This is a genomic window from Ferrimonas sp. YIN67, assembly GCF_057219095.1.
This window is the reverse complement of record NZ_JBXVVJ010000004.1, coordinates 138,484-161,234: the sequence shown is the minus strand read 5'-3', so window position 1 is coordinate 161,234 and position 22,751 is coordinate 138,484. Positions and strand designations below refer to the sequence as shown.

19 protein-coding genes are annotated in these 22,751 nt (G+C 56.9%); 7 read left to right on the top strand and 12 right to left on the bottom strand.

The window, feature by feature from the left end:
- Window positions 1-159: 159 nt before the first annotated feature.
- The 4 genes from AC2D8U_RS11130 to AC2D8U_RS11115 all read right to left on the bottom strand — a co-directional run bounded on the left by AC2D8U_RS11130 (window position 160) and on the right by AC2D8U_RS11115 (window position 5,218).
- Complete coding sequence (locus AC2D8U_RS11130; RefSeq protein WP_484619124.1) at window positions 160-1,590, bottom strand: sulfatase family protein; 1,431 nt, start codon at window positions 1,588-1,590, stop codon at window positions 160-162.
- A 531-nt stretch (window positions 1,591-2,121) separates the two neighbouring features.
- Complete coding sequence (locus AC2D8U_RS11125) at window positions 2,122-3,438, bottom strand: sulfatase-like hydrolase/transferase (RefSeq protein WP_484619123.1); 1,317 nt, start codon at window positions 3,436-3,438, stop codon at window positions 2,122-2,124.
- Window positions 3,439-3,696: 258 nt separating this feature from the next.
- The gene (locus AC2D8U_RS11120) at window positions 3,697-4,491 is read right to left on the bottom strand and encodes a methyltransferase (protein ID WP_484619122.1); all 795 of its coding nucleotides are present in this window, start codon (window positions 4,489-4,491) and stop codon (window positions 3,697-3,699) included.
- 202 nt (window positions 4,492-4,693) lie between these two features.
- The gene (locus AC2D8U_RS11115) at window positions 4,694-5,218 is read right to left on the bottom strand and encodes a DUF3087 domain-containing protein (RefSeq protein WP_484619121.1); all 525 of its coding nucleotides are present in this window, start codon (window positions 5,216-5,218) and stop codon (window positions 4,694-4,696) included.
- 403 nt (window positions 5,219-5,621) lie between these two features.
- Between AC2D8U_RS11115 and AC2D8U_RS11110 the strand changes: the two genes are divergently transcribed.
- Together AC2D8U_RS11110 and AC2D8U_RS11105 are read left to right on the top strand one after the other, a co-directional pair.
- Entirely contained in the window at window positions 5,622-6,578 is a 957-nt protein-coding gene (locus AC2D8U_RS11110; protein ID WP_484619120.1) for an SPFH domain-containing protein, read from the top strand.
- A 193-nt stretch (window positions 6,579-6,771) separates the two neighbouring features.
- A complete protein-coding gene (locus AC2D8U_RS11105) occupies window positions 6,772-7,974 on the top strand; it encodes a hypothetical protein (RefSeq protein WP_484619119.1) in 1,203 nt (400 codons plus the stop codon).
- A gap of 58 nt (window positions 7,975-8,032) precedes the next feature.
- On the opposite strand, the gene AC2D8U_RS11100 is transcribed toward AC2D8U_RS11105, so the two are convergent.
- The 5 genes from AC2D8U_RS11100 to AC2D8U_RS11080 all read right to left on the bottom strand — a co-directional run bounded on the left by AC2D8U_RS11100 (window position 8,033) and on the right by AC2D8U_RS11080 (window position 12,640).
- Window positions 8,033-8,467, bottom strand: a complete 435-nt coding sequence (locus tag AC2D8U_RS11100; RefSeq protein ID WP_484619118.1) for a DsrE family protein — start codon at window positions 8,465-8,467, stop codon at window positions 8,033-8,035.
- A 354-nt stretch (window positions 8,468-8,821) separates the two neighbouring features.
- A complete protein-coding gene (locus AC2D8U_RS11095; RefSeq protein ID WP_484619117.1) occupies window positions 8,822-9,277 on the bottom strand; it encodes a DUF2059 domain-containing protein in 456 nt (151 codons plus the stop codon).
- 191 nt (window positions 9,278-9,468) lie between these two features.
- A complete protein-coding gene (locus AC2D8U_RS11090) occupies window positions 9,469-9,657 on the bottom strand; it encodes a hypothetical protein (RefSeq protein ID WP_484619116.1) in 189 nt (62 codons plus the stop codon).
- A gap of 457 nt (window positions 9,658-10,114) precedes the next feature.
- Window positions 10,115-11,539: a sulfatase family protein gene (locus AC2D8U_RS11085; RefSeq protein ID WP_484619115.1), complete on the bottom strand. Its 1,425-nt coding sequence runs from the start codon at window positions 11,537-11,539 to the stop codon at window positions 10,115-10,117.
- Between the two features lie 639 nt (window positions 11,540-12,178).
- Window positions 12,179-12,640: a DUF3087 family protein gene (locus AC2D8U_RS11080; protein WP_484619114.1), complete on the bottom strand. Its 462-nt coding sequence runs from the start codon at window positions 12,638-12,640 to the stop codon at window positions 12,179-12,181.
- 398 nt (window positions 12,641-13,038) lie between these two features.
- Between AC2D8U_RS11080 and AC2D8U_RS11075 the strand changes: the two genes are divergently transcribed.
- From AC2D8U_RS11075 to AC2D8U_RS11065, 3 genes are all read left to right on the top strand, one after another.
- A complete protein-coding gene (locus tag AC2D8U_RS11075) occupies window positions 13,039-14,301 on the top strand; it encodes a DEAD/DEAH box helicase (protein WP_484619113.1) in 1,263 nt (420 codons plus the stop codon).
- 405 nt (window positions 14,302-14,706) lie between these two features.
- A complete protein-coding gene (locus AC2D8U_RS11070) occupies window positions 14,707-16,515 on the top strand; it encodes a DUF1800 domain-containing protein (protein WP_484619112.1) in 1,809 nt (602 codons plus the stop codon).
- Between the two features lie 3 nt (window positions 16,516-16,518).
- On the top strand, window positions 16,519-17,898 hold the full coding sequence (locus AC2D8U_RS11065; RefSeq protein ID WP_484619111.1) for a DUF1501 domain-containing protein: 1,380 nt from the start codon (window positions 16,519-16,521) through the stop codon (window positions 17,896-17,898).
- Window positions 17,899-18,066: 168 nt separating this feature from the next.
- Here AC2D8U_RS11065 and AC2D8U_RS11060 read toward each other — a convergent pair whose 3' ends face one another.
- Entirely contained in the window at window positions 18,067-18,264 is a 198-nt protein-coding gene (locus tag AC2D8U_RS11060) for a hypothetical protein (protein WP_484619110.1), read from the bottom strand.
- Window positions 18,265-18,378: 114 nt separating this feature from the next.
- Between AC2D8U_RS11060 and AC2D8U_RS11055 the strand changes: the two genes are divergently transcribed.
- Window positions 18,379-18,537 (top strand): YqaE/Pmp3 family membrane protein, encoded by a 159-nt coding sequence (locus tag AC2D8U_RS11055; RefSeq protein WP_484619109.1) that lies wholly within the window; start codon window positions 18,379-18,381, stop codon window positions 18,535-18,537.
- Window positions 18,538-19,177: 640 nt separating this feature from the next.
- On the opposite strand, the gene AC2D8U_RS11050 is transcribed toward AC2D8U_RS11055, so the two are convergent.
- A complete protein-coding gene (locus tag AC2D8U_RS11050; RefSeq protein WP_484619108.1) occupies window positions 19,178-20,500 on the bottom strand; it encodes a sulfatase-like hydrolase/transferase in 1,323 nt (440 codons plus the stop codon).
- Window positions 20,501-20,599: 99 nt separating this feature from the next.
- On the opposite strand from AC2D8U_RS11050, the gene AC2D8U_RS11045 reads away from it, so the two are divergent.
- Entirely contained in the window at window positions 20,600-20,827 is a 228-nt protein-coding gene (locus AC2D8U_RS11045; protein ID WP_484619107.1) for a hypothetical protein, read from the top strand.
- Window positions 20,828-20,855: 28 nt separating this feature from the next.
- Here AC2D8U_RS11045 and AC2D8U_RS11040 read toward each other — a convergent pair whose 3' ends face one another.
- Window positions 20,856-22,013: a hypothetical protein gene (locus tag AC2D8U_RS11040; protein ID WP_484619106.1), complete on the bottom strand. Its 1,158-nt coding sequence runs from the start codon at window positions 22,011-22,013 to the stop codon at window positions 20,856-20,858.
- Window positions 22,014-22,751: the final 738 nt, after the last annotated feature.

Here is a 22,751-nt window from a genome sequence, read left to right as displayed (position 1 = left end):
ATGATACGTCTCAGCCAGCGCCAGGCACTACAGGGAAAGGGAAGCAGGATTGGCACAGGGCAAAGCGGAGAAGGGGATCGAGGTTCGCTGGCAAAAACGAACGACCCCGGTATCGAGATCGATACCGGGGTCGTATTAAAGGAGACAACAGCTCAAGGTTCAGTCTTCACTGCCCTGGATGCGATCCTTCTCGCGCAGTTGATCGAACTCGCCGATCCGCTTGATCATGGACTCCACCACTTCCGGGTACTGCCTGGCGATATCATTCTGCTCGGCAATGTCCTTGGACAGATCGTACAGCTTGGGAGCCAGGTAAAGATCTTTACGATGGTACAGGGGCAGGTCCTGCTTACGCTGCTTGCGACCGTGCTCCTGTTGGAACGCCTTCTTCAATGCGTTCTTGTCCGACTCCCAGATCAACTTGAAATTGCCGTCACGCATGGCGTGTCCACGGCTGGCCCGCCAGTACATCGCAGTACGTGGCGAGCCATCAACCTCACCGGTCAGGAAAGGGACAAGATCGGTGCCATCGAAGTCACGATCCGTCGGCATCTTGGCACCGGCTGCGGCAACGGCCGTAGGGAAGATATCCAAGTTGGATGCAATCCCATCCTTGTAGACTTGTCCGCCCTTGAGCTTGGCCGGCCACTTGACGGCGAAGGGCATGCGCACGCCCCCCTCGTTGAAAGTGGCCTTGCCACCACTGAAGAGGCCATTGGGGTGGAGCTTGGTGCCGCCGTTATCATTGGTCAGAATGATGAGCGTGTTATCTTCCAGTCCCAACTCTTCCAACTTGTCGGTGATTTTACCCACCTGGGCATCGAAGGCTTTGATCATGGCGTCATAGACGATCTGCGCATCGGCAACTTCCTGGCCCTTACCGGAACTCTTCGCCTTCTTGGACACCTTGACCTTGGTCTTGGTAAAACCCTCGGGCAGATATTCGGCGCCGACCTGGTAAGGCGAATGGACATTATAGGTGGCGAAGTACATAAAGAAGGGCTCGTCCTTATTGTCCTCGATAAACTCGACCGCCTTATCCCCCACGGCGTCTGTGGTGTAGCCCGAGCCCTGCACGGGTTGGCCATTTTCCGCCAACTTGCTCCAATCCGTGTAGCTGCAGCGGCCGGGGAAACCGAAGAAGTAATCGAAGCCCCGGTTATTGGGCTGGAACTGGTCGTTCAGTCCCAGGTGCCACTTGCCGAAAGCCCCGGTGGTGTAGCCGGCATCCTGCAGCACGTCAGACAGGAAGAGCTCCTTGGTGGAGACGCCATGATCCAGCTCTTTCGCTTCCTTGTCATCGCCACTCAAGGTCTCGTAGCCAAAACGGGCCTGGTAACGACCGGTCATCAGGCCGGCACGAGACGGCGCACAAACATGGTGGGTCGCGTAGGCTTGATCGACGAACACACCGTCGTTGATCAACTTATCGACATGGGGGGTATCGATATTTTTGTTGCCGGTATAGCTGTAGGCGGCATAGGTAAGATCGTCGGTGATCATCACCACGATATTGGGCTGACTGGCCATAACAGCCGGGGCAAAACCCGTCATGGCCAAGGTGGCATATCTAAACGTATTTGAGTTCATTGCACATCCTGTCACTGGACAAAGCTATCCGTAAGAGTCCTTCTGTTATTCGGCGCTCACTGTGACAAAATTCTCAGCCGCACCTTAACCAAAATGCTACCTTCTTGAACAATTGGCGTAACCGAGCTTTGCGCTCATTTACCCAGCTAAACATGAAAAACCTTCATCAAGGGGATGATGCACTGTATTTCTCCCCCTTCCTACGCCCTTGTAAATTACCGTCATGAGCGAGTCCATCTTGTCGTGATGGCTTCCAAGCCACGCCATAAGTCACGTGGGGATCCGACCTGGGGCCGAACCAAGCCCAATAGAGCCGCCAGACTCCGGCTCCAAGAGACAGCAAGAGAGGAAGATCCCTGTCGTGGCTGCAGATGGATGAAGTGAGACAAACGACAAAGCTCCCTTGGGCACTGGCACGATCTCACGGCACCAGAACCCACGGGAGCTTTTATGACGATGACGCCTTGGACCAACGGGCCTCAGCCCTGCACGGAGTGCCTGTCTCCAGGCACCCACATGGGGCTTAGCCTTTTAAGGGAGTCGATCCACCTTACCCTTGAAGCTACCCCAGGCTGCCGGTCCCACCTCGGCACTGATCTCGCGCCAGGTTTCACGCATCTGTTCGGCACGTTCTGGATACTGACGTAGCAGGTCATTCTGCTCCCCAACATCCTCTGCCAGATTAAATAACATCATGGGGCTACGGCCGGACTTCATCAATTTCCAGTCCCCTTCACGCAAGGCCCAGTGGCTACCGAAACGCCAGAACAGGCGATCGTGGGGGCTGATCTGGCTCTCCCCGCTGAGTACCGGGAGGATATCCTTGCCGTCCAACTGCCAATCCGGATCCAGGGGCTGACCAGCCAGTTTTACCGTGGTGGGGAACAGATCCAGGGCACTGATCATCACGTCAGACCGGCTGTCCGCCGGGATCACCCCAGGCAAGGTCGCGGCAAATGGCACCCGCAGAGCGCCTTCGAAGGTACTGGCCTTTTGACCACGCAGCACCCCATTGGTCCCACCGGTAGAAAACTTGCCACCATTATCCGAGAAGAGCACCACCATGGTGTGCTCGGCGACACCCTGCTCCTCCAGAGCATCCAGGATCAGACCTATGTTGTCGTCCATGCTGGAGATCATCGCCGCCAGCTTCTGGCGCTCGCCCAGGTGTTCAAACGCCTTAAGCTTCTCCTGGGTCGCTTCCATTGGTGCATGGGGGGCGGTAAAAGCCACCTCAAGGAAGAAAGGCTTGTCGGCATTACGCTCGATAAACTCAACGGACTCCTGGCCAAAAGCATCGGTCAGATAACGCTCTTCCCGCTCGATCAACTGATCATTACGGTAGAGGAACTCCTCTTCGTTGTCGCCAACCCAGTAGGTCAGGGCACCGTTGTTGAAACCATAATATTCATCAAAGCCCCGGTTCCAGGGCTGATATTTCTCCGCCTTACCGTCGTGGAACTTGCCCACCAACCCGGTGCGATACCCCTGAGTCTGCAGGTACTCCTGGATCATCAACTCATCCAGCGGCGTTCCCATACCACTTTTACCCACCAGATCCTCGTGACCGAAGCGGTGCTGGTAGCGGCCGGTATGGTACCCGGCCCGGGAGGGGCCACAAACCGGCGCCGACACATAGGCGGTGGTCATGGTGACACCGGATGCCGCCAAGCGATCCATATGGGGGGTCAGGATCTCTTCCGATCCATTAAATCCAGTATCCCCGTAGCCCAGATCGTCCGCGACGATCCAGATAAAGTTCACCGGTGCCTCGGCTGCCTGAGCGGGGGTTGCCGCCATCATGCCCAGGGCACAGGCCGATAAGGCCATGGATTTGCTTTTATTCATTCTTTGTCCAGTTCGGTTCAACAACGCTTTGCCAAGCTTAGCGTTATGAGCGACCGGCAAAGAAGGCCCCCGTCTCGCAACTGTGATGCAGAGCGAGGATCTCCATTGTCTATCAAGCACCTGGCCGAATTTGACGGTTAGCACGAGTCACCATATAGATACCGGTTCGGCGGTGGATAAGCCCATCGACGTACCTAGACTCAACGGAAACAAAAAAGGGCTGCAGGTTTCCCTGCAGCCCTCGGTACCCGCTCAGCGTTACAGCAGGTAGGGGATCAGGGCGCGACGCTCCTGTGGGTAGTCATCGAAACGCTTCAGGTACCAGCGGTGGGTCGCCAATGCCCTGGGACCCAAATTGGCAATGGTGATCAACAGAATGAACACCCCGGCCAGTGACCAGGTCAAGATGGCAAAACCCAGCCAGGAGAGCATCTCACCCAGATAGCTGGGACTGGTAACCAGGCGATAACCGCCCCCCTGGGGAATGCGGTAACGGGGGGCGTTGGGGTCCGGCTGCTTGGGCCGCAGATTGCGCAATACAGAGTCAGAATGAACATTGAGCACAAAGCCACACAGGTAGATACCCAGGCCAATCAGGAAACGGGGATCGGTCAGCCAGGCCTGGGTGAAGTGTGCGCCCCACTGACTGATGAACGCAGCGCTGAAATATCCGTGAAGCCCGGTGACGATCCAGCCAAACAACACGACGGAAATATTAAAGGAGGCCTTGGTGCCCGGATAGACCCGCATCAGCAGGGGGTTGATGAAGCCCCGGTTGCTGTAGTGCACCAGCCATAAGCCCAAGAGGAGCATAGGCACCAGTTCGGCCCGATTGTCCCCTTGGAAAAACACCAGCACGAAGACCAGGGGCGCGGGCAACTCCATCAGCATCCAACCGAGACGAGGTGGGAAACTCACCCCCTTGGCTTTACTGCCAAACCGGCCGTAGGCGGACTGGCCGAACAGAGAGCCAATAAAGATAAAGCCCGCCAGGACAAATCCGCCCAGCAGCAGCGTGTCATACAGAGGATTGCCGGTATACCAAGTGATCATGCCAAGTCCCTTCCATCATCGTGAATTGAAACCATCGTCCCTCTATGGACGGTGTCTCACAGGGTGTCACACTCCCTTGGGGCTGGCATGATCAAAAAGGACGATGCGAAAAATCGCACCGCTCGAGGCAGTCCGTCCCAAACCCTGCTATCAAGCGGTATTGAGGCGAAAAAGAGGGCGAAACGAGATCCCCTATCGGACCTTAAAAACGCTCCAGCCACTCAGGCTGGAACTGTTCAGGAGCAATCGTCAACGACAAGGCGTCGATCTGAGCCTTCAGCTCTGACAGAGCTTTATCCAGGGTGGACAGGGTCAGGGTATTGTTGTCCAGCAGGTAGACCTGCTTCTGACTGGTGTAATAAAACATAAGGATAGTGAGCGCGGACGCATCACCCCGGGCCGCCGCGGCCTGGATCGGCTTGAGCTTACGATAGATACGATTGTGCAACTGTTTGAGCCGCCAAACATAATACACCTCATGCAACCAGGGATGATGACGCAGTCCATGCAGTACCGCAGTGCAAAAAACCAGGGCCAGAATCACCCCGGCCAGGTTCAGGTGAAAATTTCCGGTGGGCTCGCCCGCAACGCCCTGTGTCGAGCCAAACAGGGCGATCAGCGCACTGCCTAAGCCCACCGCCAGCGCGGCCAGGCTGCCGACGAAAACCATGATCACCCGGTTTACCCGTTGCCGATAGCGTCCCTTATCGATCTCAATCAGGGTCATAAAATGCCTTCCTAGTGCTTGCCGCGAGGCGCCCATCATGGCCCAAGTCGCAGTCGGCATCAAGATGACGACTTATTTTACCGAAAATCATGTAGTTAATTGGAACTCCACCAGCCAGACAACCCCTTATGAAGCGTCATGCACACCCCGACCCCAGACGTTGTCACCGGCACCCGTTGCAACCGAAAGTCCGCTCAGTGACCGGCTTGAGCCGTCTTTCGGATCCCGCGCATGCCCAGCAATCTGCTCGGTGAAAACCGCTCATTGCTTGAACCGGCCACAGAATCAAACATGAATGGCAGCACCCGATTCTTGGAATCAAGGTTTCGATATACTGCCCACTCTCCCGGTTGGCATCATCCCGTCAGCCGGCTCCCACGATAAAAGATGAAGGATGGACCCCTTGCTCAAAAAAGTAACCCCTCACGTTCCCGCCCTGCTTGGTGCCGGGATCGCGACCCTTATCGCCCTCAACAGCTTCACTATCGTTGCCGCCGGCACATCCAAGGTGCAAAGTACCCTGGGCACGGTTAACCCGGTCCATTACGGTGAAGGATTTCACTTCCCCGTTAATCCCATCTCCAGCTTCGATGTGTTCGATACCCGAAACCAGCGCTACGAGGTAAATGGGCTGAATATCCCCACCCAGGATCGCTTCAACAGCACGGGAAATGTGACCGTGCTCTACCGAATTGATGATGCTCGGACCCCCTATATCAAGCAAAACTACGGCTCCGCCACGGAGTTCATTGATAAGACGCTGCGCCAGCATCTGCGTTCCATCATCCGTGACGAAGGCCGTCGCATTGCAGACAGCCGAGGGCTGGCTCAGTCCGCCAACATCACCACCATGCAGGAAAGTGCCAGGGTTCGTCTGATCGAAGCCCTGTCCGGCACCGGCATCGATGTCCAGGAAGTGCTGGTACAGGACATCACCTTCGATCCCCGCATTGCCGATCAGATCCTGCAGACCCAGCAACGGATCCAGCGCGAAGAGGCGGAAGCCTCTCAGCTGCGGATCATCGAAACCCAGGCCCAACAGGTTGCCGCGGAGGCCGCCGGTGCGGCAAATGCCGCCCGTGAACGCACGGATGCCGAAGCCTACAAGGTCCAGGAGCAAGCCAAGGCGGAAGCGGCGGCCACCCTCGCCAGGGCCCAGGCCGAGCGGGATGCCATGATCGCCATCGCAGAAGGCAACCGAGCGCTGGATGCCTCTTTGACCCCATCGGTACTGCGCAAGCAGGAACTGGACAACGAAGCGATCCTGTTCCAGCGCAGCCAAGGCAAGGTCCCGCACACCATCATCGGGGAGACCAATCTGCGCGCCTATGGCATGCCTCTGCTAAACCAAAGCAAATAGGCCCATACGGGCTTCAAAAACGGCAGCCCTGGGCTGCCGTTTTTCTTTTCAAGGAGTCCCAACGCCGACGGCGGCATCAACCCCAGCGATGGGCATTAACCCCAACTTGCCCTATGTTAATAACGGTTAGTGAACAGGATTTATCGAATGACTGGCCAGGATGGCCTGGACGGCGATCAGCAAGGATAGCGCGATGGATAAGGTGCATGGGCCACAAACGCCCGACTCGACTCTCCCCCCAAGGCCCCAGGACCCTGAGGGGAACTGGACCCGACAAAGCCTCTACGAAACCCTGACACTAGCGGGACAGGTCGAGGCAGAGCGGAGGCAAGCTGGTGCAGCGGCCTCGGCCGATGATCCCCGACCCGTTGAACCACCGCCCCGGACAGCTCGGCCAATGACGGCTTCCCAATCCCCGGTCAAGCCAGGAGCGCTACTCGAACACCTGGAGCGGGAGTGCCAGGCCATGGCGCGCCATGCCTACTCCAAGGGGGTTAACGTCCCCGCCAACATCGCGCAGATCCTGGCGGCCAAAGAGGCCTACCTCGATGTCCCGCTCCATCAAAGGCACCAGGCGATCAGCCAGCGAGCAGCCAGCCTGAGCAAGATCCACGGCCGGTTGAGCCAACTGGTCGCCCCCGCAAAACCCGAAACCATCGCACTGATGGCGGACGAAGTACAAAGAGGCTCCCTGTTTCTCTTTATGGGCCGGGTACCTTTGATCAGAAGGATGATGTTGGTCGCCGTGGCTTCACTTGTCACCCTGATGACCCTCAGCCAATCCCCACTGATCAACAATCAGAATATGGTGGCCAGCATGTTCGATATGGAGGGCCTGACTCTGATCCTGGTGCAAACCGTCCTGCTGGCTTCGGCAGCCATCGGAGCCTCCTTTGCCGCCCTGTTCAAGGCCAATCATTATGTTACCGCCGGACTCTATGATCCCAAGTATGAAAGCTCCTACTGGGTGCGCTTTGTCGTTGGTCTGATCTCCGGCATCATCCTGACCCAACTGATCCCCATTAACCTCAAAGAGGTCGCCCAGGTCGCAGGCGAGATGGCCGATACCGGCAAATCCAGTCATGCGGCGATCCGCATCACCCTGGCTCTGCTTGGCGGGTTCTCGGCCGATCTGATCTACAAGCTGCTCGATCGACTGGTGGAAGCCTGTCAGTCCTTTATTGCCCCCAAGCAGCAGGCCGATCCCCTGATGGCCCAAGCCGCCCTCAGCAACCAGTTCGAGCGGGCCCGGCAACAACAACTGGGGGAGTTGCAGGACGATCTGAGCCAGATCCAACAACGCCTGCTCAAACAGGAGTCGGTCACGCCTCAGGAGATCCAGGCCCTGCTGGGCGAGTTTGCCAACAAACTGCACAACCGCAGGGACTTGGACTGAATCCCGTAACGCCTTGGGGGCATCAGGCTATGCCGGGCATTTCAATGGGTCGAGACACCTAAGGTTTCAGATAGACATAGCCTTCCTGGCTCTGTAGCCGAATGATCTCGAAGGTTCCGGATGGAACGAACTCAATGCCAGGCAGAACCCGCTCCACGTCGATCTCTCGAAAAGCCAGCGTCGCTGAGCAAACCCGGAATGTCACGCCCTTGGCCAGTAACGCAACAACCTCTGGGGCATAGGGCCGCTGGTGCCCATCAAACGCCCCTTGTAACAGGAAATCCACACCCGCGGCATAAGCCACCAGGGTGATCTGGATATCGGGATCGATAGACAGATGATCCTGCGCCAGGTGCAGGGCGAAACGGCCATTGCTTGCATCGTCGATATGGTACACAACCCGATTTTGCAGCTCGCCGGTCGCGTTGACACCGCTGGCCAAACCCAGGGCGAGGAACAACAACAAGGCGTATCGAGCCTGATGGGTCATCATATCAGCACCTCCGCATACCGCTTGGTACGCTGTTTGCCACCACCAAGATTAAGCATAGCGCTCCCCACGCTTCCCCCGGGCCTGTCACTTCACTCCAGTGCAGTAACGCATACAGCCTGGCTGACCAAACGAAGAGAAAGCCCACAAAGAACCGGATCTTTGCTTGGGGCCAAGCGCCCCCTCTAATCGGCCCGCCTGTGCCTGTGCTCCCTAAAAAAGATGTAACAAAGTGACCCCTTCATGGGATCTAGCAGCAAAACGGCTGCACTCCCGGCCCTTCGAGTTCCCTTCTGACAAAAAATAAGCCCGGCAAGAGATGCCGGGCTCGCAATCAAGCTGGGGGAATTCAAAGCATCACTGGCTGGCTTCCAACTTCTCCGCCTCCTCGGCGATCATCTCACCCAGCTTGTCGATGTTTTCCTGGACTTGGTACATGCCGATCTGCGCACCCTGGGTGCTCAACTGGGGCATCATCTCTATACTCTTGGCCCCCACAGGCGTCTGATAAAACGCAGCCAGGGCAATCAACTCTTCGGCAGTAAAGGCTTCAGCGTAGATCTGAACAAAATCGTCCTTTAACCGCTCATACGCCATGTACTCATTAAAAAACTTCAAAAAGACATGGCGGTATGGACGCATGGCCGGATTCTGTTCCATCTGCACCGCCAGCATCTGCTCAATGGTTTGTTCCAGGGTCTTTTCAACTTGCATGCTCTCCAGCAAGCGCTCGGCTTCCTGGTAACGCGCCTGTTGCGCCTGGGCAGTTGAAAACAGAGACAGGGCGATCCACAGGGCGGCAAACTTCTTCATTAAACGGGCTCTCGGTCTTTGGCCTCACGGCCAATAGTTAACTTTCTCAATAGCTTACCATTAGCTACAGACAATAACTGTGCCCTATCCGCCACTGAGCCCGCTTGACGGCTCTCACCGAGCCTGACCACCAAAGCAAAGCGTCCCTCCCTGCCAAAGAGCGCCTAACCTTGGCTACGACCTCAATCCAGCTAGGTGTGGGAGCGGGCAATCGGCTCGAGAAATGCCGTCAACTCCTCTTCCGTGGTGGGCACACCACCCAAATCGAAAACATCGTTGCACCCAAGCATGTACGCACTGGACTGACCGTGATCGTGATGAAACCATTTTCCATGAATGCACAGATCCGTATAACACTTTGGCAGCATCAATAATTTCATCTTCCTCTCCTTTCGATCTCTATCCGGGTGCCATCACGCCAACCCTCTCGCCTTCATAACATCGGATCCGACCGAAGAATATATTGATCCTGATCAAGCCGACCAGGATCTAGCCAACTTTCATCAAATGAAAGAAACACACATCGCGCCAATTGAGTGCCCTTTGTCAAAATAATCTTTTGAATTATCAACCCTGACAGCAGGTTAAGCCCCCAAGAAATGTGCCATGTTGATCGCGAAAGGCAAAACAACCAACTGAGCAAAAACTCAACGCCAGCCATTCTCCCTGCAGCCAACGCATTCAAGAGCCGTCCCTGCGAGCCCAGATTGAAGGCTTCCTTCGTGCCATAGGGGAAAAACAGGGTTCAAAGTCCAGGGCAAAAAAAATCCCTTCGAAGCCATAACCTCGAAGGGATCCTATTTATTCCTTATGATCTATTGCCCAAAGGCACCTGACTCATTGCTGACCCTGGATCCGATCATTCGCCTTGAGCTGATCAAAGTCTTCAATCTTCCGGATCAGGGTTTCCACCAGTTCCGGATGCTGACGGGCAATATCATTCTGCTCGGCAACGTCTTCGGTCACTTTATAGAGGCGCGGCTCGTAGTAGTGCTCCTTGGTATCGAACAGCGGCAGATCCTGCTTCTGGCGCTTGCGTCCGTGGCGTTGGCGAAACTCCCGCTCCATGGCACTCCGATCGGACTCCCAGATCATCTTGTAGTCATCCCAGCGGACCGCATGGCCGCGACCGGAGCGCCAAAACAGGGTTTCCCGGGGTGAAGCTGTGTTGGCCCCGCTCAGGTAAGGCAGGAGATCCACCCCGTCGTAGTCCCGGTCGTTCGGCATGCTGCCACCTGCTGCAGCCACGGCGGTCGGGAAGATATCCAGGTTAGAGACAATACCGTCCGGGTAGACTTGCCCGCCCTCCAGCTTCGCAGGCCATTTCACCGCAAACGGCATCCGTAGACCGCCTTCATTCAAGGAAGCCTTACCGCCACTGAACTCACCGTTGGGGTGAAGCGTCGAGCCACCATTGTCATTGGTCAGGATCACCAAGGTATTCTCTTCCAGCCCCAACGCTTTGAGCGTTTCGCTGATCTTGCCAACCTGTGCATCAAAAGAGCGGATCATCGCGTCATAGACGATTTGCGCTTCCGCGATCGCTTTCTCGCTGGCCTGCTCACCTTTGGGCTTAGGCACCCGGGTCTTGGTGAAGCCATCCGGCAGATATTCCGCACTCACCTCATAGGGAGCATGGACACTGAACGGCGCGAAATAGAGGAAGAAGGGTTCTTCCTTATGTTCTTCGATAAAGGAAACCGCCTTATCACCCAATGCATCGGTGATATAGCCCTCTCCCTGTACCGGCTCGCCATTCTCCACCAACTTACGCCAGTCGCTGTAACTGCTGCCCCCGGGAAAACCGAAGAAGTAATCGAAACCACGTTGATTAGGCTGATACTTTTCGTTGATGCCTAAATGCCACTTGCCCAACGCAGCGGTGCTGTACCCCTGCTTTGCCAGCACCTCAGAGAGAAAAATCTCCTTCGTTGAGACACCATGATCCAGCCTGCGGCCCTCTTTATCATTCCCCGTCAGGGTTTCATAGCCAAAGCGTGATTGATACCGCCCCGTCATCAATGCTGCCCGAGACGGCGCACTGACCGCGTGCGTGGCGTACGCATGTTCGACAAAGACCCCGTCCTGGATCAACTGGTCCACATGGGGCGTAACAATGTTTTTATTACCGGTATAGCTGTAACCGGCGTAGGTTAAATCGTCCGTGATCATAACGATAATATTGGGCTGTTTTGCCATGGCCAGGGGCGCCATCCCCACCATCGCCATCAGGGTGGCACCGCTTATCATTTTCTTTTGCATGGACGCTCCTTTACTACTAGGTCCGTATCTCTTGCCATTGGCGCAAACCAATAGCAGCCCATAAAGGAGAAACCAATGCTCCTTGCGAAGGTTTGCACCGATATTCGATGGAAAACACTGTTTGAGCTGTCGGTGTGACATTGGAGAAACGCAGCTGGGCCTAGGTGGTTGCTAAATCAATCAGATATCTGGCTATTGATAAAGGAAACCGGCGTCTTAACGGCGAGGGCACAAAAGGACTGGGGCCCGGACCAGTGTTGAACGAACCCATTCTGTTGTTTTACATCGTTGACGCTGATGAACCCGTGGCTTGTCGCCGATTCTGAGTAATCCGAACGACAGGGGTTGAGCCGAGGCCTCAGGCCAGGATGAAAGCCGAAGACTTGAACACGCAGGCGGGGACGCCGAAGCCGGACTTCGACGCGAAGCAGCGGCAAGCCAAAGTGGTGCGTGGAGCATCGACGTTATTTCCCTTCAGTGTCGCTCAATCACTGAAAGAGAGGGTGGCGATTGAAGGCAAATGGAGCGTGCTTAAGAGGGGCGCGGCCCAAAGAAGCATTGCAGGGAAGGGATACTGAGATACCAGCCGCAGCGGATCACCAAGGCAGACCCATCAACAGAAAGCGACGGCATGAGGCATCACACGGGCAATTCCAGATCTTTTGCCACCACCTCCAGCACCATAAGTTCCTGCTGTATCGCCGCCGAAGTTGCACCAGCATGATCCAACCCATGCACCATCAGACGGGCCCGAAAATAGAAACGCAACAACGCACATGCCTCGGGATCTCCCTGGCCGGTCGCCCGCTTCAGGTTGGCCACTCGTGGTGCCATGCGTCGAAGTAACGCTTTCAGTTTCCAGACGTAAGACAACTCGCGAAGATAGGAGTGATGCCGAGCAGCGTATAAAAACATGCCGCAGGCGGACAGGGCAATCAGTCCAGCAGCCAACCAAAGGCGCAAGGGATCGATTGACACCCCCAAGGCAACCAGAAGGTGGCTGAACAAAAAGCAAAGTGATGAAGAAGCAAGGGTAAAGCCACCGACTACCTGACTGGCTCGTCGCCGGTAAAGCCTCCTGTCGATAGAGATCAACTGCATCACTGCCTCCTTTGTCGATAACACTGGACTGATCTATGGTCAGCCAATCAACACAACCCCGACGAACACTGCGTCTCCCATGGACGCCAACCCACTCGGGAGTGCTTCGCAGCCCTGCGGCAACAACCCAAACTTAACACCCCCAACATTTACGAAACAACCCTTTGTTGCCAGCAAGGTATTGGGGGCCCCCCCGGTCCTTGGCGGATCTTCACCAGCGCCAGGCCCCTTAGCACCCATCAAAAGGAGCCAAAGACGCGTCAAGCCGGGCTTCAACAATATTGAGTGCGCTATGACGTCCCCTTGGATGGCCAAGCCTGGAAACCTCATTCAAGGCTTAGGTTCTTCACCTTTGCACACCATGCTAAACTCCCGCGCCTAGCCGTTTGGGAGTGTTCATGTCTTTTGCAGCCTTATCATTACGTGCTGATCTCGTTCAGCGTTTAACCCAGCTGGGCTATCAGCAGCCCACCCCGATCCAGACACAGGCGATCCCTGTCGTACTGCAGGGAAAGGACGTCCTGGCTGGCGCACAGACCGGCACGGGCAAAACCGCAGCCTTTGCCCTGCCCATCCTCCAGATGCTGCTGGAACCACGATCCGACACCGGGGTCTCCGCCGAGCCAACGCCCCAGATCCGCCCGCTGCAAGCCCTGGTCCTGGTGCCCACACGGGAGTTGGCCCAACAGGTACAACAAAGTGTTGAACGCTATGCCGGTGACAGCGGAGTGATCTGCGCCACCGCGTTTGGCGGTGCCAATATCGAGGCACAGGCCCAGCGTCTGAAGGCGGGCGTCGATCTGCTGGTGGCCACCCCGGGCCGGCTGCTGGATCACCTGCGCCAGCGCAACACCTCTCTCTCCCAGCTGCGCTATCTGGTGTTCGATGAAGCGGATCGCATGCTGGATATGGGCTTTCGGGATGAGATCCTCGCCCTGCTCAAGCAGATCCCCAAAGCACGCCAGACCCTGCTGTTCTCCGCCACCCTGGATGAGCGCATCTTCCGCCTGAGCGAACGCCTGCTGCGCAGCCCCCAAAGGATCGAGGTAGCCCCTCGCAACACCACGGCGGCCAAGATCCAGGAGCGAGTGTACAACGTCGATGCCAATAGAAAATGCGCCCTGCTGTGTCACCTGATCCAGAAAGAGCGCTGGCAGCAGGCCCTGATCTTCAGCCGCACCCGGCAAGGCGCTGACACCCTGGTCAAACAGATGCAACAGGCGGGCATCAACACCGAGCCCTTCCATGGGGATCTGACCCAGGGCAAACGCGAGTCGGTATTGAACCAATTCAAAAGCGGCGAGGTAACCGCCCTGGTGGCCACCGACGTCGCGGCCCGTGGCCTGGATATTGAGCAACTCAAGTATGTGGTCAATATGGAGCTGCCCTTCCGGGGAGAAGACTATGTCCATCGCATCGGTCGTACCGGCCGGGCGGGCCAGGAGGGGCACGCCGTTACCCTGCTCAGTGTCGATGATGAGCCAGCCCTGGTAAAACTTGAAGCACTGCTGGACAGGCGCCTGCCTCAGCAATGGTGTGAGGGTTTCGAACCGGATCTCACCCAAGTGGCCCCCACCACCCGAAAAACCAAACGGGGTGCCCTGAAGCAGCAGGCACGCAAGAGAGCCCTGGCTCAATCTCGGTCAGGCAAGAAGCGCTGATCCCATCTCCATAAATCAACAGTCCGCAGGCCGGCTCACCCGGGCCGAGCCTGCCTCCGCACTTGCTTTGATCCGACGGCATTTGACACCCGAGCGCCACCCATTGCCTTGTCGCCCCACCCCATCAAGCCACCAAGGATAACGTTCGAGACCATTGAGCCCCCACCAGGACCCCATTGGCCTGGGAGAGAGGCGCCTCAGCATGAACTCCCTTCCCTTAACGCCCGTTAAATTCATGTAAAGATCGAACAAAAATCCGACATCATTGTGTTAGGTTTTTCAGCAATATCTGAACGATAGCCAATTCAACAAGCCAGCCAATCGCCTGGGGGAAGGCCAACCGAAACTGTCCAGAACCCTACCCTTTTGAGCTTGGCAATTGACTCAAAAACAAAGGATAAGCTGATGGCGTTAAAAGGGACTTTTGCGACGGCAGTGGCCATCGCCTTTACTCTAATGCTTGCTGCCTGTGGGGGTGGCGAAGAGACAGAGGGAGACCAAGCGCCAATCCAGACACCGGTCGAGTCCGAGCGACCCGAGACCGAGCCACCGGAGACCGAGCCGCCCGAGACCGAGCCGCCCGAAACCGAGCCACCGGAAACCGAGCCGCCCGAGACCGAGCCGCCGGAGACCGAGCCGCCGGAGACCGAGCCGCCAGCTCCTCAGCCCATTATCCTCACTCAGGTGCAGGCCGCCCGCCTGCTCGGTCAAGCCACTTTCGGCGCCAATCGATCCACTAGCCTGGCATTAAGCCAGCGCGATCTGTATGGCTGGATCGATGAGCAGATGGCCATGCCGCCAAGCCAATACCTGGCCCTCACCCGACACCTACGGGATCTCAGCGGACGGGACATGAGCAACTCTCGCCAATATCGTCCCAGCCCGACGGATTTTATGGATGCCTGGTGGGATCGCGCCATCCATGGCCAAGACCAGTTACGTCACCGGGTGGCCTTTGCCCTGAGTGAGATCATGGTGGTCTCCTTCAATCACCAGCAGCTCAAGGCGGTCGGTGAACCCCTGGCGCACTACTACGACATCCTCTCCCGCCATGCCTTTGGTAACTACCGTGAACTGCTCGAGGAGATCACCCTCAGTCCGGCCATGGCCATCTACCTCTCCCTGTCTGGCAGCCAAAAGGCCAATCCCGCCAAAAACACCCTGCCCGATGAAAATTACGCTCGCGAGGTGATGCAGCTTTTCAGCATCGGCCTCTACCAGCTCAACGACGATGGCACCCTCAAACTCGACGCTCAAGGCAATACCCTGCCCACCTACACTCAAACCGATGTGGAGCAGTTAGCCCGAGTGTTCTCAGGATGGAAACGAGCCAAGGAGACGGTGAACGTCGATGCCGACACCATCAGCGAGGTTTTCAGTTGGACCCTGCCTTTGGTGCCCTCCGGCAAGCATGAAACCGGTGACAAACGGGTACTTGGCCACTACTTCCCCGCGGGCCAGAGTGAGCAGGAGGATCTCGAGCAGGCGATGGATCTGTTGTTCGAGCACCCCAATACGCCCATGTTTATCGCCTACCGGCTGATCCAGCGCCTGACCCACTCCAATCCGCCTCCGGCCTACGTTGAGCGGGTCGCCAATGCCTTTAAGGACAACGGCGAAGGCATCCGGGGTGATCTGGGGGCCGTAGTAACCGCCATCCTCACGGATCCCGTCAACCTCAATTACCAACCCGGTGAGGCGCGGAAGATCCGTGAGCCCCTGTTGTTGATGGCCGATCTGGCCAAAACCCTGGGCCTTACTGCCAATGGCGAACGCATGAAGGACTTTATGAAGAGTCGAACCAGCTATGGCCAGGCGCCCTTGGATGCCCCTTCGGTCTTCAACTTCTTTGCCCCGGACTACAGCCAGGGACTGCTGGCCGATGACGGCCAACTGGCGCCTGAGCTGGAGGTCCTGAGTTGGAATAACTACATCACCACCCATAATCGCTTTTGGGCCGTGATCACCGCCGACAGCAACAGCAAGGCAGGGCAAGCCCACTTTGATCGCAGCGAGTTGGAGCTGCTGCAGGCGGATGACGGGAAACTGCTTGACTGGATCGATGGCAACCTGCTCCATTCCCGCATGAGTCCAGCCCTGCGCGCCAGCCTGGCCGCCAAGCTGGCCGAGTTTGACGCCAGCGAGCCCGACGCCCGGATCCGTAGCGCCCTGATGATGGCGGTCACCTCGCCGGAATACATGTACCAGGAGTAACCCATGCACAGACGAACACTACTTAAGGGCTTGGCGTGCGGTACCGGCCTCAACCTGGTACCCGGCGCTCTCGTTCGATCGGCGCAAGCCGCAGCGCCCTTCACCGACTATAAGGCACTGGTGTGCATCTACCTGTACGGTGGCAACGATGGGACCAATATGCTGGTGCCCCAGGCCGATGCCCAGTATGCCGAGTATCAGCAAGCCCGCTCCGATCTGGCCCTGAGCAATATTCCTGCCGATCCGGACCTTCAAGATGGCTTGCATGACACCGGGATCCTCGACGACCTCGGCAATCCACTGGGACTGCACTGGGCCATGCCCAGGATCGCCAGCCTGATGCGCGATGGCGACGGAGCGGCCATCTTCAACTGCGGCCCGTTGATCCAGCCCACCACCCAGGCACAGTTTCAGTCCAACTCGGTGCCCCGCCCGGACTATCTTTTCGCCCACAACACCCAGAAAGAGACCTGGCAGAGCAGCAGTGATAATCCAACGGCCGCCCAGGGCTGGGCCGGTCGCTTGATGGATCTGCTCGACAGCACCGATTCCGAAATCGCCCCGCTGTTTTCCATCACCGGCAATGAGCGCTGGGTGCGTTCCCGCCTCAGTGGCCTGAATCTGCTCAAGGCCGGCGCCATTCCCACCTTTTCTGCCCCCAATGCGGCAGAGAATCACGACCTGTTCGAGCGCCTGTTTAAGCTGGATGCCCCAACCCTGATCCAGCAGGAACTCAAAAGTATCCAGTCCGATGCGGTCCATACCAGCCAAACTCTGGATGGGATCCTTGCCCAGAAGCCCGCACTGGGGGATTACCCCGGCGGCTACTTGGCAGGCCAGCTTAAGACCGTTGAACAGATGATCCAGGCCTACGCCACCATGGGGCACACCCGGCAGGTCTTCATGGTCGGGCTGGGCGGATTCGACACCCACGCGTCCCAACAAACCGATCAGGCCCAGCAGCTGGCCCAACTCGATGATGCCCTGGGTGCCTTTCAAGGCGCATTGCGTGATCTGGGACTCGACGACAAGGTAACCACCTTCACCATGTCGGAATTTGGCCGACGACTGGGCACCAATGGTTCCGGGACGGATCATGGCTGGGGCTCCAACCAGTTGATCATTGGCGGTGCCGTCGCGGGGGGAGGCTATGGGATCTGGCCGTCGTTGCGACTCGATGGCCCGGATACGGTGAGCAATGGGCGAATGCTGCCCACCCTGGCGGCGGATCAGATCAACGCCACACTGGCCAAATGGATGGGAGCAACGCCAAGCCAGTTAGAGCAGCTATTTCCCCTGCTGGCCAACTTCAGCAATGGCGCAGGCCACGCCCCGGCCGAAACCGATGGTACCCTGCCGCTATTTCGTCAGATCCCCGCGTAACACGAACATCGGCAACAAGATCCGGATGCCAATGCCAGGCTTAGGGCTCCTGGGGCGCAGAGTCCACGCTCCCAGCCCCTCGTTCCCCCCAGGAGCGTTCTGCACATCAAGGCAACCCTGGTGTGCAGGCTTTAAGCCTTTTGCGGTCGCGCAGGCGATGGCGTGATGTCAGGCATAGCCAATTCGGGCAACTCCTTGGCCGCCACACACGAACGGCCCCTGCTGGCCAACGCCATTGCCCGCCCCCGCTACCGAGTCGATCAGCGACGCGGCGTGAGCCCTGGCCTGGTTCGCCTTCGAGCAGCAACAGGGGGTCAGCAATGCCGAGTCCGCCTGGCGCTTTACCAGGGTGCGGCCCGGCAGCAATCCCCCCCGTTAACATGCCTCAATAAGGACAGCGGCAAGGCGATTCCAATGAGTCCGATATCATTGATTTTCATGTCTATACTCAGTTGTGGGATCATTAACTTTGGACTCTCTATGAACAAGCTACTCCTCGTCATCCTGGCGATCCTGCTGCCGCCACTGGCGGTATTCCTGAAAAATGGCGCCGGCAAAGATCTGCTGATCAACGTCATCCTGTGTCTGTTCTTCTGGGTGCCCGGGGTGATACACGCCCTCTGGATCGTCACTCAATAGGCAAACCCGCGTCGCCAGCGCCACCTCGGCCATGCCTTGGCGATAGGGGCATAAATCAAGTCGGAGGGGGCCTTGCCGCCCCGTCCTCTCACACCACCGGGTGTACGGTTGCGTGTCCAGGCGGCTCAGGCCAAACCTTTGGGCCGCTGGTCGTGCCCCACCGAAAGGTGCAAACAGCGTCGCCGGTAACGCCAAACTCAAGTGCGATACCGCCGAGTCCCACCAAGGGCCACGACCATCACCTTCACTTCACCCAGCCTGGCTATCTCCTATAGGGTCTCTGTTCGGCAGGCCTGTGCTTTGCCCGGGGCTTCTTTCCGATCCCACCTCGCGGTGGCCCCCCTTCTTTGACCCCGGTGCCGTCTGTGCTGAGACAGGCAACTGGGCGTGACTCCTGGTTCCTGGTGTCTAAGCAATGAGGGCGACCCCTGGTGTGTGCCCACCACAAGGGAGCGGGTGCAGCACACCTCGCAACGGCATTTGAGCGTTCGATTCCGAACGCCCGTCGGCCAGCTCTGTCGCCCCCCTGGCCGAGCAGCTCCGGCTCAAGAAGAAGCCGGAGCTGCTCGGCCCAAACGACACCTTGACCTACAAAAAAGCCCGGACCATCGGGCCCGGGCTTTTGGGTTTACAGAAAGACTCAGTCGCGTTCTACCTGGCCCTTGTAGCGGCCCCAGGCGGCACCGCCGACTTCGGCGCTGATCTCATTCCACGCCTTACGCATCTGCTCGGCACGCTCCGGGAACTGACGCACCAGATCATTCTGCTCACCGATATCCTCAGCCAGGTTAAACAGCATCATGGAGTCCTTAGGACGGCCACTCTTCATCAGCTTCCAGTCGCCCTCACGCAGCGCCCAGTGCTGATTGAAACGCCAGAACAACCGCTCGTGGGGCGTCACATCGCTTTGCCCCGACAGCACAGGAAGGATGTCTTTACCATCCAGCTCCCAGTCGGGATCGATCTCGCCGCCGGCCAGTTTCACCGTGGTCGGGAACAGATCCAACGCACTGATCATCACATCAGAACGACGCTCCGCCGGAATGTGGGTCGGCAGTTTGGCCACAAACGGCACCCGTAAGGCGCCTTCAAAGGTACTGCCCTTCTGGCCCCGCAACGGACCATTCTGGCCACCGTGCTCAAACTTGCCGCCATTGTCGGAGAACAGCACCACCATGGTGTGCTCGGCTACACCCTGCTCCTCCAATGCGTCCAGGATCAGGCCGATATTATCATCCATGCTGGAGATCATCGCCGCCAGGATCTGACGTTTGCCTTCCACGTGCTCATACTCCTTGAGCTTCGCCTCGGTGGCCTGCATCGGCGCATGGGGTGCGGTGAACGCCACCTCCAGGAAGAAAGGCATCTCGGCGTTGCGCTCAATAAAGTCCACCGCCTCCTGTCCCATGGCATCGGTCAGGTAGCGATCTTCACGCTCTACCGGGACCCCGTTGCGTTTGAGCATCCCATTTTCGTTGTTCCCCACCCAATAGGCCGAAGCGCCGTTATTAAAGGCAAAGCTCTCATCAAAGCCGCGGTTATGAGGCTGGTACTTCTCTGCCTTGCCGTCGTGGAATTTACCGATCAGCCCGGTGCGGTAATCCAGCGTCTGCAGGTATTCCTGGATCATCAACTCATCGGTCGGCGTCCCCAGATCGCTCTTGCCAACCAAGATCTCATGACCGAAACGGTGCTGGTATTTACCGGTATGAAAGCCGGCCCGGGAGGGTCCACAGACGGGAGCCGACACATAGGCGGTGCTCATGATCACCCCGCCCGCGGCCAGGCGATCCATGTTCGGCGTCAGCACATCCGTGGCGCCATGGAAGCCCACATCGCTGTAGCCCAGATCATCGGCCACGATCCAGATAAAGTTGGTCGGTGCGTCCGACGCCATCGCCGGCGCTGCCATCAACATGCCTGCGGCACAAGCCGACAGCACGATGGGATTCTTTTTCTTCATTTTATTCTTCGCTTTTCTCTAGGAGCTTTTACTCATTGTCGGCCTTAGCGCCACCAACGAGTACCACTTGATCCAAACGCAATACAAAAGCGGATATTGATGCGATTCAACCAAGATCATTGCCGCAGCATTATCAAACATTCCGAATGGGAGAAAAGTGAAGAATTGTCATCAAATCGCAAAGTGGGAGGCCCCCCAAGAAGAAGAGAATTCGGTGACTCAAACGTCTTAATTCGCCGGGATGGAAAATGGAGAGCCGAGCCATCCGTCAGCATCGCCATCGGCAAAAAACGAAAGCCCGCCATGGGATGCATGGCAGGCTTTTGAAGCTTCCCAGGGAAGGGACAGAGAGGGATTATTCGGACTGTTCGCCCTCGAAGTCCACATGCGTGATCACGCCGCCTTCAACCTGGATACCACCCAGGCTGGCGTGGATCCGGAAGCCATCACCTTCGATCTCAGGGGTATCGTTCTGAGTCGTGCAGGTGTAACCCAGGTTGTATTCACCGGCTTCAACGCCGTGGAAGGAGAAGTAGCCCAGGTTGTCGGACGCTTCCGGGGTCACCAGCAGCGCGTGATCCTTTGGACGGTTCTGTACCGTATGCCCAGCACGGCTGTGATAGCCCAGCATCTCGTGCTGTGCGGTGTTTTTAGGGTATAGGTACACCGCTTCGACGGACTCGCCACGTTCACGCAGACAGAGATCACGCACCTCAGAGCCGGCCACGGTACCAAGGATATCACCGTACTCACGCTCGACGTGGCGGATCTCGAAGTTCTTGTTACCCAGGAATCGCCAGCCCTTGTTCTTGTTGTACTGCAGGCTCTTCTCCAGATCGAAGAACACCGCCAGGTTGTTATCGCCGCTCACCAGATCGAACCGCTTGCTGACCAGGCGACCACTGTCACGGGCATCGGCAGGAGGCTTGGCACCGGCACAAGCGCCCTGAGATGGGGTAGTCAGGTGATCCACCACGCCACTGTGCTCAACTACGTGGGAGTCTTGACGGATGTTCGGCTCGACACCGGCTTCGTACTTGCCATTGATGTACAGACACATCTCATAGCTTCCCGGTTTCGCCACCAGGCCGTCAAACAGGCGATCGGCACTGCCGCCATTGGCTTCCTTCACCTCCAGCATGCGCAGGTGATTCGGGTGATCCTCGAAGTACACGTGGTACGGTTCACACTCGCCAGTCTGATCACAGGTCTCTTCCTCGCCCGGCAAGGACGCAACCTTCTTCAGGAAAACATAGTTAAAGGCGATATTCACCTTTTCCAGGTCATCCAGACACTTGTCATGATGACAGTCGCCACGCAGTGAATCGATCGCCTCGTCGGCAAAACCCTGATCCCAGCGATTCATGACAGACAAGTTCAAGGTGGCCGGTCCAGTCGCTGGCGGCAGCACACCACCGCCATTATCGTTGCCATTGTCACTGCCCGGATTATCAGAACCACAACCGGTGACTACAAAGGCAGAGACCAGTAAGGCTAACCATTGCTTCTTCATCGTTATACCCCATCAAGAACGGCATATGGAATGCTTATATCCCATATGCAAAAGGTTGAATTTCAAACGGATAAAGGCGGCAAAAAAACACCGACCTTGAATCAGGTCCAAAACACTAGCAGAAGCCCGGACAGCCCCAAATGAGCAATATTCATTTGAAATATAAAAGGTGTGCTAAAAATAAACAAATGCCGTTCAAGTAGCAGCCAGGAGCTATGCCAAAAAAGGTCAGAGCGGAATCACACCAACACCTAAGTGTCCGACACAAAGGAGTTTTCGGGGATCAGAACCAATTTTCGGCCGGGCGTTTAATAACTCGTCATCGTGATGGGTGAACGGTTAGGTAAAACTTGATACCTCTCACAAAAATCAACCGGATGAATAATTGCTCCACCCAACAAAACCCTAGCGCCGAATAACAAACAAACAGTTAAAGTGGTAATTTTAAGCAGTTGAACTTTGTTAAATTGGAGTCACCAAAGACAATAAAACAAATCCCCCACCAATACAAAACAACCGACAAACACAAATGCATAAATACAAACACAACACGGGGTAATATCTGGCAATAAAACACCCTATACCCTCAGCAAAAATATCTCATCGCGACCAGCGGCTCATGGTCGAATCGCAAGAGACAAGCCGCCATGCTCTCCCTTGCAATATGACCCAAAGCTTTCCTCCCTCCTGGATCGATCCGTTAGGGCCAAACAAACAGGCTGGCTCTTCACAAATACG

Coding starts and splice junctions, on each gene's coding strand:
- AC2D8U_RS11055 (WP_484619109.1), top strand. CDS start 18,379: ATGAACAAGCTACTCCTCGTCATCCTGGCGATCCTGCTGCCGCCACTG.
- AC2D8U_RS11130 (WP_484619124.1), bottom strand. CDS start 1,590: ATGAACTCAAATACGTTTAGATATGCCACCTTGGCCATGACGGGTTTT.
- AC2D8U_RS11080 (WP_484619114.1), bottom strand. CDS start 12,640: ATGCAGTTGATCTCTATCGACAGGAGGCTTTACCGGCGACGAGCCAGT.
- AC2D8U_RS11120 (WP_484619122.1), bottom strand. CDS start 4,491: ATGATCACTTGGTATACCGGCAATCCTCTGTATGACACGCTGCTGCTG.
- AC2D8U_RS11085 (WP_484619115.1), bottom strand. CDS start 11,539: ATGCAAAAGAAAATGATAAGCGGTGCCACCCTGATGGCGATGGTGGGG.
- AC2D8U_RS11090 (WP_484619116.1), bottom strand. CDS start 9,657: ATGAAATTATTGATGCTGCCAAAGTGTTATACGGATCTGTGCATTCAT.
- AC2D8U_RS11100 (WP_484619118.1), bottom strand. CDS start 8,467: ATGATGACCCATCAGGCTCGATACGCCTTGTTGTTGTTCCTCGCCCTG.
- AC2D8U_RS11050 (WP_484619108.1), bottom strand. CDS start 20,500: ATGAAGAAAAAGAATCCCATCGTGCTGTCGGCTTGTGCCGCAGGCATG.
- AC2D8U_RS11105 (WP_484619119.1), top strand. CDS start 6,772: ATGGATAAGGTGCATGGGCCACAAACGCCCGACTCGACTCTCCCCCCA.
- AC2D8U_RS11070 (WP_484619112.1), top strand. CDS start 14,707: ATGGCGTTAAAAGGGACTTTTGCGACGGCAGTGGCCATCGCCTTTACT.
- AC2D8U_RS11065 (WP_484619111.1), top strand. CDS start 16,519: ATGCACAGACGAACACTACTTAAGGGCTTGGCGTGCGGTACCGGCCTC.
- AC2D8U_RS11075 (WP_484619113.1), top strand. CDS start 13,039: ATGTCTTTTGCAGCCTTATCATTACGTGCTGATCTCGTTCAGCGTTTA.
- AC2D8U_RS11095 (WP_484619117.1), bottom strand. CDS start 9,277: ATGAAGAAGTTTGCCGCCCTGTGGATCGCCCTGTCTCTGTTTTCAACT.
- AC2D8U_RS11125 (WP_484619123.1), bottom strand. CDS start 3,438: ATGAATAAAAGCAAATCCATGGCCTTATCGGCCTGTGCCCTGGGCATG.
- AC2D8U_RS11115 (WP_484619121.1), bottom strand. CDS start 5,218: ATGACCCTGATTGAGATCGATAAGGGACGCTATCGGCAACGGGTAAAC.
- AC2D8U_RS11040 (WP_484619106.1), bottom strand. CDS start 22,013: ATGAAGAAGCAATGGTTAGCCTTACTGGTCTCTGCCTTTGTAGTCACC.
- AC2D8U_RS11045 (WP_484619107.1), top strand. CDS start 20,600: ATGCGATTCAACCAAGATCATTGCCGCAGCATTATCAAACATTCCGAA.